The following is a 14,301-nucleotide window of genomic DNA, read 5'->3' as shown; positions in this document are numbered from 1 at the left end:
TGCGGAGGTCATACATGACAAGCGTTGACGGATGCAGAATGCACGTCGATTCCCTCGGCAAGACCGATGTAGTCAGGCCGCCGCTCCGCCCGTTCTCCTGGCCCACGGGCGAGATGACGAAGGTAGTGCTGCTCAACGCTCCCGCGTCGCCGCGAATTTCACCTTGTTATAGCGCTCGGCGATATAGCCCACCTCCCACGCGCTCTTGGCGAGGAACACCGGATTGCCGTCGCGGTCCTTGGCCAGCGCGCCGCGATTGAGGTCCATGAAGTCCTTCAGCGCCGCCGGGTCTTCCGCCGAAATCCAGCGCGCCGTGTCGTACGGCGACGCTTCCAGCCCCGCCGCGACCTTATATTCCGCATCGAGCCGCGACAGCAGCACGTCGAGCTGCAGCTGCCCGACCACGCCGATGATCCAATTCGACCCAATCTCGGGATAGAACACCTGGATCACGCCCTCCTCGCTCAGGTCGTCCAGCGCCTTGCGCAGCTGCTTGGTCTTCGTCGGGTCCTTCAGCGCCACGCGCCGCAGGATTTCCGGCGCGAAATTGGGCAGCCCGGTGATCCGCACCCCAGGCTTCTCGCTCAGCGTATCGCCGACGCGCAGCGTGCCGTGGTTGGGGATACCGATGATGTCGCCCGGAAACGCCTCGTCGGCGATCTCGCGGTCCTGCGCGAAGAACAGGATCGGCGAATGCACCGCGATCGGCTTGCCATGGCCCGTCGGCGTCAGCTTCATGCCGCGCTTGAACGTCCCCGAGCACAGCCGCATGAACGCGATCCGGTCGCGGTGCTGCGGGTCCATGTTCGCCTGCACCTTGAAGACGAAGCCGGTCACGTCCTTCTCGCCTGGATCGACCGGCGCTGGCTCGGCCGGCTGCGGCCGCGGCGGGGGCGCGAAATCGGCGAGCGCCGCAATCAGCTCCGCGGGTCCGAAATCCTTCAGTGCCGATCCGAAATACACCGGCGTCAGGTCGCCCGCGCGATAAGCCTCGGCATCGAACGCGGCATAGCCGGCTTGCGCCAGCTCGATCTCCTCCGCCACGTCAGCGGGAAGCTCGGGCGCGTCCTCGACACGCCCCTGAAAATTGCGGCTGTCGCCATCGGGCCGGCTGATCCGGTTGGTCGTGAGGTCCAGCACGCCCTCGAACGTGCCGCCCATGCCGACCGGCCAGCTCATCGGGCACACGTCTAGCGCGAGCATGTCGGCGATCTCGTCGAGCAGCTCGAACACCGGCCGCCCCTCGCGGTCCACCTTGTTGACGAAGGTGATGATCGGCACGTTCCGCAGGCGGCATACCTCGAACAGCTTGCGCGTCTGCGCCTCGATGCCGCGCGCCGCGTCGATCACCATGACAGCCGAATCGACCGCGGTTAGCGTGCGATAGGTGTCCTCGCTGAAATCCTCGTGGCCCGGGGTATCGAGCAGGTTGAAGAACACGCCGTCCTTTTCGAAGGTCATGACGGAGGACGTCACCGAAATGCCGCGCTGCTGCTCGATCTTCATCCAGTCCGATCGCGCGCGCCGGTTCTGGCCCCGAGCCTTCACTTCGCCCGCCAGATGGATCGCGCCGCCGACATACAGCAGCTTCTCCGTCAGCGTCGTCTTGCCGGCGTCAGGGTGCGAGATGATCGCGAAGGTACGGCGGGGAGATGGCATGGTCGTCCTGGTATCTGGGAATCGCAGCCCCTTAGCCCGTCAGGGCAGGAACTGTCGAAGCCGGAGTTCGGTGGTCGAACCCCGGCTCACGAAGGTGAAGCGGACTGAGGTGGCTCAGCTGCGCGGCGTCGCGCGCTCGGCAATATAGGTGCTGACCGCGTCAAAAGTAGCGTCCAGCGTGTCGAACGCTTCGTCACGCTCGAACAGGTCACCGACGCGGCCCGGCAGTGACGGGCTGATCCCCGTGGCGCGCTCCACCGCTTCGGGAAATTTGGCCGGATGCGCGGTCGCCAGCGTGACGACCGGCACGTCGAGCTTCTGCCGGCGCGCCGCGGCCAGCGCGATCGCAGTATGCGGGTCAATCGTCTCGTTGGCGTATTCATGCGCCCAGCGCATCGCCATCGCCATGCCATCGGCATCCACGCTGGCGCTGACAAGGTGAGTCGCCGCGCCACTATGCTGCGCCTCGGTCAGCCGCATCGCCTTGCTCGCCTCGAACCCGCTCATCTGCCCGGCCAGCGCCACGCCGTCGCGCCCGCCGAGATCGAACAAGAGGCGTTCGAAGTTGGAAGACACCTGAATGTCCATCGACGGTGTCGCGGTCGGCACCACCACTGCCGAGGAATAATCCCCCGCCGACAGCGCACGGTGCAGGATGTCGTTGACGTTGGTGGCGACGACAAGCCGAGCCACCGGCAGGCCCATCTTGGCCGCGACATATCCCGCGAACACGTCGCCGAAATTGCCAGTCGGCACGCTGAACGCGATCTCGCGCCCGGGCGCGCCAAGGCGGACAGCGGAATAGAAATAATACACCACCTGCGCCATCAGCCGGGCCCAGTTGATCGAATTCACCGCGCTCAGCCGGAAACGACTCGAGAAATCAGGCGAATTGAACATCGCCTTCACCAGCGCCTGCGCCGTGTCGAAATTGCCGCGAATAGCGATGTTGTGCACGTTGGGCGCCCGCACCGTCGTCATCTGCCGACGCTGCACCTCACTGACGCGCCCCGCGGGGTGAAGCATGAAGATGTCGATGTTGGCGCGCCCGGCCACTGCATCGATCGCCGCCGATCCCGTGTCGCCGCTGGTCGCGCCAACAATCGTCAGCGGCCCCTCGCTGTCGCCCGTCAGGAACCGTTCGAACAGCAGGCCCAGCAGCTGCAGCGCCACATCCTTGAACGCGAGCGTCGGGCCGTGAAACAGCTCCAGCAGCCACTGGTCATGATCAAGCTGCTTCAGCGGCGTGACAGCCGCATGGGCGAACCGGCCATATGCCTGGTCGCACAGCCCCCGCAGTTCCTCGCGCGACAGCGAATCCCCGACGAATGGCGCCATCACCGCCACGGCGGTATCCACATAGGAAAGATCGGCCAGGCCCGCGATCTCGTCACGCGACAGCGTCGGCCAGACATCCGGCACGTACAGCCCACCGTCGGACGCGAGCCCGGTCAGCGTCGCGCCGCGAAAGTCGAGGGTCGGGGCGGCTCCACGGGTACTGATGTAGCGCATGGACGTGCCGGTTAGCTCCGCCGCCGCCCGGATACAACTACGCCAAGCTATCGCTGGGGAAAGCCCGCCTTGCTCGCACAGCGCTACACCCGCGCGGGCATTAGGCTTGGAGCCGGCCATCGAGTTCACTCAAGGCAAGACGCCTTCCGGCAAAGGCCAGGATCCAGGTGGGCTATCGACACAGACGGTAGCCACCCACGTCACGAGCTTTTCACCTAAATTCACCCACGACAGAGGTCGTGACAATGCCACACACACTACGTCACCCCGGCCCTGTGCCGGGGTCCAGCCGTCCGCAAACGCGATAGCTTGAGGTCCGCGGCACTCTGGATGCCGGGACAAGCCCGGCATGACGCTGTCGTATAGCGCTTACCTGGCCCTACGCGCCGCGCGATCTCAAGCCACGCCCAACTCAGGCCCGCCTCTCCACGTTCGTGCCGCCCCTGGCGAAGCACGTACCCGAACCGTCAGAACCGCAGCCCCGCCCTCAGCGCCCGATCCGCCGCCGTAGCGCGACCACATAGATGACGCCCGCCAGCGCCGCGAAAAACAGCCACTGCCCGGCATAAGCCAGGTGATTGTTCGGCACGATCCCCACGTCCGGCCGCGTGTTCGCGGTCAGCCCGGCGGCCGGCGTGGCGGCCACCAGCAGCATCTCTTGCGGCTCTCGATTGAACAGCCGCGCGATCATCGGCGTGGCATCGGGCGCGTGGCTGATCCACCCGCTCACCGCCCCACCGGCCCAGGTCACCTCGCGCACCGGATCGCGCGTCGTGCCCAGTTGCACCTTGATCGGCGCGCCGCCGCCTTCCGTCCGGCACGCCGCAATCAGGCGATACCCGGCGCTGCCCGCCCCGGCGCGGGAGATGCCGAGCACCTGGCGGCAATCGGCGGCGCTGCGGCGGAACAACAGGCTGCCATCGGGACCGCGCGGAAACGGCACAGGCGGGCGCGTCGGATTGGCGGCAAGCTGCGCCAGCTGCGCTTCCTTCTCCGGCAAGCGCACCAGCCCTTGCCACAGCCCCAACGTGATCATGACCGCCACGGCCGCGACGACCAGCATCGTTGGCAGAATGGGGATGCGCTTCATTTGCGCAGCCGGCCTTCCGCGGCGCTGTTCTTATATTCCAGCGCCAGGAGCCAGCCCTTCGCCACGCGCAGGCTCAGCAGCACGCCGCCAAGCGTCAGCGGTGTCCAGATCAGCACATGCACCCACCACGGCGGGGTTACGCTCAGTTCCAGCGCGATCGCCCCAATCGTCACGATCGTGCCCAGGATCAGCGTCAGGAAAGCCGCCGGCCCGTCGCCGACGTTGAAGGCCGAGATGTCGAGCCCGCAGGCACGGCACCGGTCGGCGAACCGGATCCATCCGGCAAACAGGTCAGGGGCGCCGCAGCGCGGGCACAGCCCCTTCAGCCCGCAATCCAACGGGCGCGGCTCACCCGTGGGGGGAACCGCGCCCGTTTCATCCGTCATTCGATCAGCCGCCGTGGACCGGCGCGCCCCAGCCGCCCCAGATGTAGACGGAGACGAAGAGGAACAGCCAAACAACGTCCACGAAGTGCCAGTACCAGGCCGCCGCTTCGAAGCCGAAGTGCTGCTTGGGCGTGAACTCGCCCTTATAGGCGCGGATCAGGCAGACGATCAGGAAGATCGTCCCGACGATCACGTGGAAGCCGTGGAAGCCGGTCGACATGTAGAATGCCGCGCCATAGTTGATGCCCTTGAACGGGAACGGCGCGTGCATGTACTCATACGCCTGGATCCCGCTGAAGATCAGGCCGAGCACGACCGTCAGCCACAGGCCCTTCAGCACGCCGTCGCGGTCGCCCACGCCGATCGCGCCCCACAGGCCGCGCTTCTCGCCGCCACGCTCGTTGTGGATCAGCGAATGGTGCGCCCAGGTGACGGTCGTGCCCGACAGCAGCAGGATCAGCGTGTTGAGCAGCGGCAGCTCAAAGGCGTTGATCACCTCCAGCCCCTTGGGCGGCCATTGCGCGGCAATCGCCAGCGCTTCGCTCGACCGTTCCACCGTGCCGTCGATGAAGCCGATCGCGTCGGGGAAGAGGGCGAAATCGAAGTAAGCCCAGAACCAGCCCACGAAGAACATGACTTCGGAGGCGATGAACAGGATCATGCCATAGCGGAAATGCAGCTGCACGACGGGCGTGTGATCGCCGGCATGCGCTTCCTTGATCACGTTGCGCCACCAGCAGAACATCGAGAACAGCACCGCGGCCAGCCCTGCGAAGAACAGGAAGCCGCCGCCGTTGGGCTTGCCCACGTGCCCACCATGCATCCACATGAGGCCGCCAGCCGCCATGGCCAGCGCCGACAGCGAGCTGATCATCGGCCAGGGATCGGGAGGCAGAATATGGTATTGGTGGTTCTTGGCGCCGGCCATCGGGCTCTTCCCCTTAGATGCTCGAATTTTGGTCCGCTTAACTCGACGCCTTGTCGGAATCTACCGGGTAAAACGTGTAGCTGAGCGTGATGGTCTCGATATCCCGCGTATCGGGATCCTCAAGGATTTTCGGATCGACGTAATAGATCACGGGCATGCGCATGCTCTCGCCCGGCTTCAGCGTCTGCTGGGTGAAGCAGAAGCACTCGATCTTGGTGAAATATTTGCCCGCCTGATCGGGCGTCACGTTGAACGTCGCCGTTCCGGTGACGGGCACGGCTGCGCGATTCGTCGCGTTGAAGAACGCCATGTTGCGCGCGCCCACCGCCACCGTCTGGCTCGCCTGCTCGGTCGTGAAGCGCCAGGGCAGCCGGTTGTTGATGTTGGCGTCGAAATCGACCTTCATCTGCGCGTTGACGGCGCCGGGCGCCGCCGTGCCGCGCTGCGTGGTGCCGGCAAAGCCCGTCACCTGACAGAACAAGCGGTAAAGCGGCACACTGGCGAAGGCGAGGCCGCCCATGAAAAAGATGCTCAGCACGGCAAAGGCCGCCGTGCGCCCCTTGCTGGAGAACACCCGGATCATCGCGCGTTGATCCCCTGCTGGATCTTCACCAGCGAAATGGCGAAGACCAGGATCACGAAAGCGCCGAGCAGCACGGCCATCACGATCGCGCGGCTCTTCTGCCGCCGCTGCACCAGATCCTGTTCGTCCTGCTTCATGCCATCCACCGATCGACCACCAACGCCCCGAACACCACGAATAGGTACAGGATCGAATATTTGAACAATGCCTTTTCGGGCAGCATCGCATCGTCAGCGCCCGTCGTGCGCACCGCCACGCGATACGCAAGAAGGGCGAACCAGCCGGTCAGGACCAAGGACGCGACGCCATAGATTGCGCCGGTGAGGCCGAGCGGCCACGGCGCCACTGCGGCGAGCGCCATGGGAATGGTGTACAGCCCGATCTGCCGCCGCGTCACCTTTTCGCCCGCTACGACCGGCAGCATCGGCACGCCGGCATTGGCGTAATCGGTCTTCACGAACAGCGCGAGCGCCCAGAAATGCGGCGGCGTCCACAGAAACACCAGCATGAACAGGAGCAGCGGCAGCACCGCGACCTCGCCCGTCGCCGCGGCCCAGCCGATCAGCGGCGGAAACGCGCCCGCCGCCCCGCCGATCACGATGTTCTGCGGCGTGCGGCGCTTCAGCCACACGGTGTAGATCAGCACGTAGAACAGGATCGAGATCGCCAGGATCGCGGCAGCCGCGATGTTCAGCGCCAGCCCCATCAGGATGACCGAAAACGCACCCAGCCCCACGCCGAAATGCAGCGCCGATTGCCGCTCCATCCGCCCGGCCGGCAATGGCCGCCCGGCGGTGCGCTTCATCATCGCGTCGAGATCCGCCTCATACCATTGGTTCAGCGTCCCCGCGGCGCCCGCGCCCAGCGCGATGCACAGGATGGCAGTGAAGCCGAGCACCGGATGGATCGCCACCGGCGCCGCGAGCATCCCGCACAAGCCGGTAAAGACCACGAGCGTCAGCACCCGCGGCTTGGTGAGCGCAAGAAAGTCCCGCCAGTCGGCTGGCGGCAAAAGGGGCGTTGCAGGTGTCATCGGTTAACAGGGGGCCATAGTCGCTTGCGATACCGGGGGAAAGGGAAAGCGTCGGAGGCCCCACGTCGAGACGATGACGCTCGCGGAAACATGGATCCCGGATCAGGTCCGGAATGCCGGAATAAGATCGGCCACCGTCACCCCAACCGTCATGCCGGGCCTGTCCCGGCATCCACCGTGCCGCACATCCAACACCGATGGCGCTCGCGGCGGGCTGGATGCCGGGACAAGCCCGGCATGACGAGTGCGACTCGCCGCCCCTCGGCCTCTGCCGTCATCCCCGCGAAGGCGTGCATCCAGACGCGCAGGTCTCGCGAGAGACACCGGCTCGGCAGCAACGGGCGCGTGCCGCCGGCCCGAAACGGGCCGACCCCGCGAACCCCTCACCCATGCAGCACATGGTCCCGATCGCGCACTGTCCGCGCGCTGTTCGCCGGATGCGCCGGGTCCTCATAACCAAAGGCAATCCCGAACAAGAGCTTGTGCTCATCCCCCACGCCCAGCTCGCGATGCACGATCTCGGCATGGTGGCTCAGCGCTCCCTGCGCGCACGACGCCAGGCCATTGGCCGTCAGCGCCAGCATGAACGATTGCGCATACATCCCGCAATCCGCCGCCTCGCGCATGCCCGCCCAGGCCGGGATGAACAGGAACATCGCGTGCGGCGCATCAAAGAAGCGGAAATTGCGCAGAAACGATTCGGTCCGCGCCGCCACATCCTCGCGCGCCACGTTGGTCGCCGCGAACAGAGACTTCGCCGCATCGATCTGCCGCCCGCGATAATGGCCGGGATAGGCTCCGGTCAGCGGGAAATCGGGGGTCATCTTGGTGCCGGACTTCGCCGCATCGTGCAGCACGGTGCGCATCCGCTCCGCTGCCTCGCCGGAGACGACATGCGCGGTCCACGGCTGGACGTTGCAATTGGACGGCGCGAGCTGCGCCATGTCGAGCACGCGCTCCAGCAGATCGGCAGGCACCGGGTCCTTCTTGAAGCCACGCACCGAGCGCCGCTCGCGCAGCAGGCCCTCCAGCACGTCGCTCTCGTTCACCCGCTCAACTGCCCCCGCCGCTGCTGCCCCCACTGCTGCCGTTGCCATCGCTCGCTCCTAAGTCACTTGTTCGAATCTCCTTGCCTCATGCCCGCGTGGAAGTCACCATCACGGGCAAAGACGTAAAGTAATGGAGAGGTGCGATGTACGACCTGATCATTCGGGGCGGCACGATCGTGGATGGATCGGGCACTGCCCCCTACCTTGGCGATGTGGCGATCCAGCGCGATCGCATCGTCGCGGTCGGTGAGGTGACTGGCCCGGCGAAGCGCGAGATCGACGCGCGCGGCAAGCTCGTCACCCCCGGCTGGGTCGATATCCACACCCATTATGACGGCCAGATCACCTGGGCCTCGCGCATGGACCCCTCCTCCACGCTAGGTGCCACCACGGTCGTCGTCGGCAATTGCGGCGTCGGCTTCGCGCCGGTCCGCCCGCAGGATCACGACACGCTGATCCGCCTGATGGAGGGGGTCGAGGACATCCCGGGCGCCGCGCTTCACGAAGGGCTGTCATGGCAGTGGGAGAGCTTCAGCGAATATATGGACGCGGTCGACAAGCTCCCGCACGATATCGACGTCGCGGTGCAGGTGCCGCACGGCGCGCTTCGCGTGTACGTCATGGGCGGTCGCGGCGCGAACCGCGATCCCGCGACGCCCGAGGAAAACGAAGAAATGCGCCGCCTGACCGCGGAGGCGATCCGCGCCGGCGCGCTCGGCTTCTCCACCACGCGCACCATGGTCCACCGCACCGCCGACGGCGATCTCACCCCCACCGTCCGCGCCGCACGCGAGGAAATGGAGGCGATCGCCCGCGGCATCGCCGACGCCGGCTCGGGCGTCCTCCAATGGGTGTCCGATTTCCAGGAAATGGACGAGGAGTTCAGCCTCGTCCGCGACCTGACGAAGATCGCCGGCCAGCCCCTGAGCTTCTCGATGGTCCAGGCCGATGTCGTGCCCAACCAATGGCGCGAACTCACCCAGCGACTCGATGCTTCGGTCGCCGAGGGTTATCCGCTGAAGGCGCAGATCGCCGGCCGTCCGGTCGGCCTGATGCTCGGCCTCCAGGGCTCGGTCCACCCCTTCATCAGCCGCCCCAGCTATCGCGAGATCGCCGACCTGCCGCTCGACCAGAAGGTCGCCCGGATGCGCGATCCCGAATTCCGCGCGCGCCTGATCGCAGAGGCGCCGATGAAGGATCATCCCTTCGTCAATTCGGTTGCGGGCGCGCAGCACAAGATGTTCCGCATCGGCACCCGCGTCGATTACGAGCCCGACCCCACGACCAGCCTCGCCGCCGAGGCCGAGCGGCTCGGCGTCCACCCCGACGAACTGGTTTATGACGCGCTGCTCGAGGACGAAGGCCGCGCCTTCCTGTTCTTCCCGATGCACAATTACGTCGAGGGCAATCTCGACAACGTCCACGCGATGATCACCAATCCCAACACGCTGTCGGGCCTGTCGGATGGCGGCGCGCATGTCGGCGCGATCTGCGACGTCAGCCTGCCCACCTTCATGCTGACGCACTGGTGTCGGGATCGAACGCGCGGGCCCCTGCTGGACCTCGCCGACACGGTGAAGCAGCAGACCCGCGACACCGCGCTCGCCGTCGGGCTCGAGGACCGTGGCCTGCTCGCCCCCGGTTATCTCGCCGACGTCAACGTCATCGATTTCGACCAGCTCGAACTCGGCAAGCCTTACATGGTCTATGACCTCCCCACCGGCGCCCGCCGCCTGATGCAAAAGGCCACGGGCTATGTCGCGACGATCAAATCGGGCCAGGTGATCTACCAGGAAGGCGAGCCGACCGACGCCCTCCCCGGCAAGCTCATCCGCGGCCGCCAGCCCGCCCCCGCGCCAGAAGCGGCCGCAACCTGAGATGAGAGCCGCCTTTCCCACCAGCACTTCGTCACCGCAGCAAGCCGATCCGCAGTCGCCAACCCACGCCCGCGCGAAAAGCGGCCGCGGCCTGAGATGAGGCCCCTCCGCTCCGCTAACGCTTCGTCACCCCGGCCCTGTGCCGGGGTCCAGCGTGCCGCAAACCCGCACGCCGATGATGCGTGGCACGGTGGCTGCGGGTACATGCCCGGCATGAAGGCGTGGGTGACGGCACTTGTTTCGACACGTCCCTCGCAACCGCGCCACACTGCCCAGCAACACAAATGGCAGCGCACCCTCCCCAAAGTCACTCCGTCGCCTCGGCCCTGTGCCGGGGTCCACCCTCCCGCACACCCTGCGGCGCCCGGGTCACGGCACGGTGGATGCCGGGACAAGCCGGGCATAACGACGTGGATGACGCCCCGCCTCCGATCGCGTCCTCACGTCAGGGCGTTGCATGAGGCGACGCCACGCCTCGCATCGTCTGTCATCCCGGCCTTGAGCCGGGATCCATCCGTCCGCGAGCGCTGCCCTTCGCCCTTCCAGCCACGACACCGTGGATCCCAGCTCAGGGCCGACACGACAGCACCTCATCGGCTTGGCGCGGCCTGACATGACCCCCCTCATCATCGAAGCCGCGCTGAACGGCGCCACCCCCAAATCGCGCAACCCCCACGTGCCGATCAGCCCGACGGAACTCGCCGCGGAGGCGCTGGCCGCGATGGAGGCCGGCGCGGCGATCGTCCACACGCATATCGAGCGGATGGACATGACCGGCGACGCCGCTGTTGATCGCTACATGGAGGCCTATGCCCCCGTGCTGGCGGCGCGCCCCGACGCGATCCTCTGGGGCACCGTTGCCACCGGCCCCGATGTGGAGGCGCGCTTCGGCCATTATCGCGGCTTGGCGCGCGCCGGCGTGCGGATGGGCGCGTTCGATCCCGGCTCGGTGAACCTCGGCACGCACGGTGCCGATGGCCTCCCCGGCGCGTCATTGCTCTACGCCACCACCTACCGCGACATCGCCTGGCTCGCCGACCTCCACGACCAGGAGAAGCTTGGCCCGGCGATCGCGATCTACGAGCCCGGCTGGCTGCGCACCACGCTCGCCTATGAACAGGCCGGCCGGCTTCCCGCCGGCACCTTCGTGAAGCTCTATTTCGGCGGCCGTTACAATTTCCTCGACGGGAAGCGCAGCAACGTTACCTTCGGCCTCCCGCCGACGCAAAAGGCGCTCGATGCCTATCTCGAAATGCTCGAAGGCTCGTCGCTGCCCTGGGCCGTGGCCGCGATCGGCGACTGCGTGATCGAAACCGGTCTGGCGAAAATGGCGATCGAACGCGGCGGCCATGTCCGCGTCGGGCTGGAGGATTTCGGCGGGGAGCGGCAACCCGGCAATCTGGAGCTGATCGCGGAGGTCGTCGCGCTAGCGAAACAGGCCGGCCGCCCCATCGCCACGCCCGAACAGGCAGCGCAAATTCTGGGCCTGCCGCGATGAGGCCGATCGCCTCCGCAACCAGGCCGAAGTGGGCCGGCATTAGGCCGGCTTGATCCGCGAACGATAAAGGAGAGGCCGCATGTACGATCTGTTGGTAAAGAACGGCACGGTCGTCGATGGCACCGGCGCCCCCCGCTACCGCGGCGATGTCGCGGTGCAGGGCGACAAGATCGTCGCCGTCGGCGAAGTGTCTGGAACCGCGCGCGAAACCATCGATGCCGACGGCTGCATCGTCACCCCCGGCTTTGTCGATATCCACACCCATTATGACGGCCAGGTCTCGTGGGACAGCGTCCTCGCCCCCTCCTCGATCAACGGCGTCACCTCCGCCGCGATGGGAAATTGCGGCGTAGGATTCGCTCCCGCCCGCGCCGACAAGCACGACTGGCTGATCCAGCTTCTGGAGGGCGTCGAGGACATCCCCGGCACCGCACTGGCGGAGGGACTGACGTGGAATTGGGAGAGTTTCCCCGATTATCTCAACGCCTTGAGCCAGCGTGAATATACCATGGATCTCGGCGCGCACATGCCGCACGCCGCCCTGCGCGCCTACGTCATGGGCGATCGCGGCGGTGATCATATGGAGCGCCCGACCGAGTCCGAAGTCGCCCGCATGGCCACCCTGACCGTTGAAGCGCTGGAGGCCGGCGCGCTCGGCTTCTCCACCTCGCGCACGCATGCCCACCGCAGCCGCGACGGCCTCAACATCGGCACGCTGACCGCCGAAGACCCCGAGTTGCTCGGCATCGCCGCCGCCCTGCGCAAGACTGGCAAGGGCGTGATACAACTGATTTCAGACGCTTATCTCACCGCAGACGATGATTTCGCCGCCGCCGAGCTCCAACTGATCCGCCGCCTCGCCACCACCAGCGGCCGCCGCGTTTCCTTCACCGTCCAGCAGACCGACGATGCGCCCGATCGCTGGAAGAGCATCTATCGCGAGATCGACCAGATGGTCGCCGACGGCCTGCCCGTCAGTGCCCAGGTCGCCCCGCGCCCGATCGGTGCGATCCTCAGCTTCGCCTCCACAACCAACCCGTTCGTGGTCGCGCCCACCTATCGCCGCATCGCCGCGCAAAGCGCCACCGTCGACGCCCGCCTCCAGGCGCTCGCCGACCCACAAATTCGCGCCGAAATCCTCGCGGAACACGCCGCCTTCCACGCCAGCGAAGGTTTCATCGCGCTGATCACCCGCGGTTTCTCGCGCATGTTCCGCATGACCGATCCGGTTGATTACGAGCCGCACGAAAGCCAGTCGATCGCCGCCGAGGCAGCGCGCGCCAACACCGATCCCGCCGCCTACGTCTATGACGCGCTGATGGAAGAAGGCGGCCGCCGCCTCCTCTACATGCCGCTGATCAACTATGCGCGCGGCAATCTGAACGACGTCCACGGCATGATGACGGGCAATCACGTGCTCTACGGCCTGTCCGATGGCGGCGCGCATTGCGGCACCATCTGCGACGGCAGCTTTCCGACAACGACGATCGCGCTCTGGTCGCGCGGCAGCAAGTCGGGCCTCAGCGCGCCGCTGGAGCAGCTCGTGCAGGGCTATACGCAGCGCAATGCGCACCATGTCGGCTGGCATGATCGCGGCGTGCTCGCCCCCGGCCTGCTTGCCGACCTCAACGTCATCGCGCTCGACGACCTCGCCCTCGCCCCGCCCGAGATCGTGCAGGACTTGCCCGCCGGCGGCACCCGCCTGCTGCAGCAGCCGCGCGGCTATCGGTGGACGGTGAAGTCGGGCATACCGACGTTCCAGCAAGGGGAATGGACGGGCCGCACGCCTGGGCGATTGCTGCGCGGCGCACAGGCAAGCGCATGAGGAATGCCCGGGCGCTCGCAGGTCGGGCGCCTGATTGTAGCCGTGGCTAGGGAGAGAATGGCTGAAGATCGCCACTTACAATGTGAACGGCATCAACGGCCGCCTCCCGGTGCTGCTTCGCTGGCTGGAGGAAACCGCGCCCGACATCGTCTCGCTTCAGGAATTGAAGGCGCCCGATGAACGCTTCCCGGCAGCGGCCTTGGCGGACGCGGGCTATCAAGCGCTCTGGCACGGGCAGAAGAGCTGGAACGGCGTCGCGATCCTGAGCCGAGTCGGCTCCATCCAGGAAACCCGGCGCGGCCTGCCGGACGATCCCGATCCGGCGCAAAGCCGCTATCTGGAGGCGGCGGTGAATGGCGTCCTGATCGGCGCTTTGTACCTTCCCAACGGCAATCCCCGCCCCGGGCCCAAGTTCGACTATAAGCTCGCGTGGTTCGATCGGCTGATCGATCATGCCGCCGCCCTGCTCGCCAGCGGCGCGCCGGTGATCCTCGCCGGCGATTTCAACGTGATGCCGACCGAACAGGATGTCTACAAACCCGAACGGTGGCAGGACGATGCGCTATTCGCCCCGGACGTACGCGCCCGTTATGCCGCGCTGCTGGCGCAAGGCTGGACCGACTCGCTGCGCCATCTCCATCCCGACGAGACGATCTATACCTTCTGGGACTATTTCCGGAACGCGTGGGCGCGCAACGCCGGCCTGCGCATCGACCATTTGCTGCTCAGCCCATCGCTCGCGCCGCGATTGGCGGCGGCCGGCGTGGATCGCGATGTGCGCGATTGGGAAAAGACCAGCGATCATGCCCCCACCTGGATCGAGCTTGCGGAAGCGGGTCGTCGCCGCAAGACGCGTTGACG

The 14,301-nt window shown here is 66.5% G+C and carries 13 protein-coding genes; 4 read left to right on the top strand and 9 right to left on the bottom strand.

Features of this window, described 5'->3' with window-relative positions; translation table 11 throughout:
• Window positions 1-132: 132 nt before the first annotated feature.
• From SPMU_RS08645 to SPMU_RS08610, 9 genes are all read right to left on the bottom strand, one after another.
• Window positions 133-1,659: a peptide chain release factor 3 gene (locus tag SPMU_RS08645; RefSeq protein ID WP_088333472.1), complete on the bottom strand. Its 1,527-nt coding sequence runs from the start codon at window positions 1,657-1,659 to the stop codon at window positions 133-135.
• Between the two features lie 114 nt (window positions 1,660-1,773).
• Complete coding sequence (gene thrC, locus SPMU_RS08640; RefSeq protein ID WP_088333471.1) at window positions 1,774-3,171, bottom strand: threonine synthase; 1,398 nt, start codon at window positions 3,169-3,171, stop codon at window positions 1,774-1,776.
• A gap of 487 nt (window positions 3,172-3,658) precedes the next feature.
• Window positions 3,659-4,261, bottom strand: a complete 603-nt coding sequence (locus SPMU_RS08635) for an SURF1 family protein (protein ID WP_088333470.1) — start codon at window positions 4,259-4,261, stop codon at window positions 3,659-3,661.
• On the bottom strand, window positions 4,258-4,647 hold the full coding sequence (locus SPMU_RS08630) for a DUF983 domain-containing protein (RefSeq protein ID WP_088333469.1): 390 nt from the start codon (window positions 4,645-4,647) through the stop codon (window positions 4,258-4,260). The genes SPMU_RS08635 and SPMU_RS08630 overlap by 4 nt, the downstream gene beginning before the upstream one ends.
• Window positions 4,648-4,651: 4 nt before the next feature.
• Window positions 4,652-5,575, bottom strand: coding sequence for a cytochrome c oxidase subunit 3 (locus tag SPMU_RS08625; RefSeq protein WP_088333468.1), 924 nt, complete (start codon window positions 5,573-5,575; stop codon window positions 4,652-4,654).
• 37 nt (window positions 5,576-5,612) lie between these two features.
• Window positions 5,613-6,158: a cytochrome c oxidase assembly protein gene (locus SPMU_RS08620; protein WP_088333467.1), complete on the bottom strand. Its 546-nt coding sequence runs from the start codon at window positions 6,156-6,158 to the stop codon at window positions 5,613-5,615.
• A complete protein-coding gene (locus SPMU_RS16885; RefSeq protein WP_169715661.1) occupies window positions 6,155-6,295 on the bottom strand; it encodes a hypothetical protein in 141 nt (46 codons plus the stop codon). Before SPMU_RS16885 ends, SPMU_RS08620 begins: the two co-directional genes overlap by 4 nt.
• Window positions 6,292-7,191: a heme o synthase gene (locus SPMU_RS08615; RefSeq protein ID WP_088333466.1), complete on the bottom strand. Its 900-nt coding sequence runs from the start codon at window positions 7,189-7,191 to the stop codon at window positions 6,292-6,294. Before SPMU_RS08615 ends, SPMU_RS16885 begins: the two co-directional genes overlap by 4 nt.
• Window positions 7,192-7,574: 383 nt before the next feature.
• Window positions 7,575-8,288 carry a nitroreductase family protein gene (locus tag SPMU_RS08610; RefSeq protein WP_211275753.1) on the bottom strand — a complete coding sequence of 238 codons (714 nt, stop codon included), beginning with the start codon at window positions 8,286-8,288 and terminating at the stop codon, window positions 7,575-7,577.
• A 95-nt stretch (window positions 8,289-8,383) separates the two neighbouring features.
• Between SPMU_RS08610 and SPMU_RS08605 the strand changes: the two genes are divergently transcribed.
• The 4 genes from SPMU_RS08605 (at window position 8,384) to xth (ending at window position 14,299) form a co-directional block, all read left to right on the top strand.
• Window positions 8,384-10,117, top strand: coding sequence for an N-acyl-D-amino-acid deacylase family protein (locus tag SPMU_RS08605; protein ID WP_088333465.1), 1,734 nt, complete (start codon window positions 8,384-8,386; stop codon window positions 10,115-10,117).
• Between the two features lie 613 nt (window positions 10,118-10,730).
• A complete protein-coding gene (locus SPMU_RS08600) occupies window positions 10,731-11,615 on the top strand; it encodes a beta-keto acid cleavage family enzyme (RefSeq protein ID WP_088333464.1) in 885 nt (294 codons plus the stop codon).
• Window positions 11,616-11,694: 79 nt separating this feature from the next.
• The gene (locus SPMU_RS08595) at window positions 11,695-13,440 is read left to right on the top strand and encodes an N-acyl-D-amino-acid deacylase family protein (protein ID WP_088333463.1); all 1,746 of its coding nucleotides are present in this window, start codon (window positions 11,695-11,697) and stop codon (window positions 13,438-13,440) included.
• Between the two features lie 61 nt (window positions 13,441-13,501).
• On the top strand, window positions 13,502-14,299 hold the full coding sequence (xth, locus tag SPMU_RS08590; protein ID WP_088333462.1) for an exodeoxyribonuclease III: 798 nt from the start codon (window positions 13,502-13,504) through the stop codon (window positions 14,297-14,299).
• Window positions 14,300-14,301 lie beyond the last annotated feature (2 nt).

The sequence above is a fragment of the Sphingomonas mucosissima genome (genome assembly GCF_002197665.1).
GTDB classification, from domain to species: domain Bacteria; phylum Pseudomonadota; class Alphaproteobacteria; order Sphingomonadales; family Sphingomonadaceae; genus Sphingomonas; species Sphingomonas mucosissima.
The sequence above is the reverse complement of the archived record's forward strand: the minus strand, read 5'-3'. Positions and strand labels throughout refer to the sequence as shown.

Bases quoted from the DNA above. Each gene is read 5' to 3' on its own strand.
- SPMU_RS08635 (WP_088333470.1), bottom strand. From the start codon at position 4,261: ATGAAGCGCATCCCCATTCTGCCAACGATGCTGGTCGTCGCGGCCGTG.
- thrC (WP_088333471.1), bottom strand. From the start codon at position 3,171: ATGCGCTACATCAGTACCCGTGGAGCCGCCCCGACCCTCGACTTTCGC.
- SPMU_RS08610 (WP_211275753.1), bottom strand. From the start codon at position 8,288: ATGGCAACGGCAGCAGTGGGGGCAGCAGCGGCGGGGGCAGTTGAGCGG.
- SPMU_RS08615 (WP_088333466.1), bottom strand. From the start codon at position 7,191: ATGACACCTGCAACGCCCCTTTTGCCGCCAGCCGACTGGCGGGACTTT.
- SPMU_RS08595 (WP_088333463.1), top strand. From the start codon at position 11,695: ATGTACGATCTGTTGGTAAAGAACGGCACGGTCGTCGATGGCACCGGC.
- SPMU_RS08625 (WP_088333468.1), bottom strand. From the start codon at position 5,575: ATGGCCGGCGCCAAGAACCACCAATACCATATTCTGCCTCCCGATCCC.
- SPMU_RS08605 (WP_088333465.1), top strand. From the start codon at position 8,384: ATGTACGACCTGATCATTCGGGGCGGCACGATCGTGGATGGATCGGGC.
- SPMU_RS08600 (WP_088333464.1), top strand. From the start codon at position 10,731: ATGACCCCCCTCATCATCGAAGCCGCGCTGAACGGCGCCACCCCCAAA.
- SPMU_RS08620 (WP_088333467.1), bottom strand. From the start codon at position 6,158: ATGATCCGGGTGTTCTCCAGCAAGGGGCGCACGGCGGCCTTTGCCGTG.
- SPMU_RS08645 (WP_088333472.1), bottom strand. From the start codon at position 1,659: ATGCCATCTCCCCGCCGTACCTTCGCGATCATCTCGCACCCTGACGCC.
- SPMU_RS08630 (WP_088333469.1), bottom strand. From the start codon at position 4,647: ATGACGGATGAAACGGGCGCGGTTCCCCCCACGGGTGAGCCGCGCCCG.
- SPMU_RS16885 (WP_169715661.1), bottom strand. From the start codon at position 6,295: ATGAAGCAGGACGAACAGGATCTGGTGCAGCGGCGGCAGAAGAGCCGC.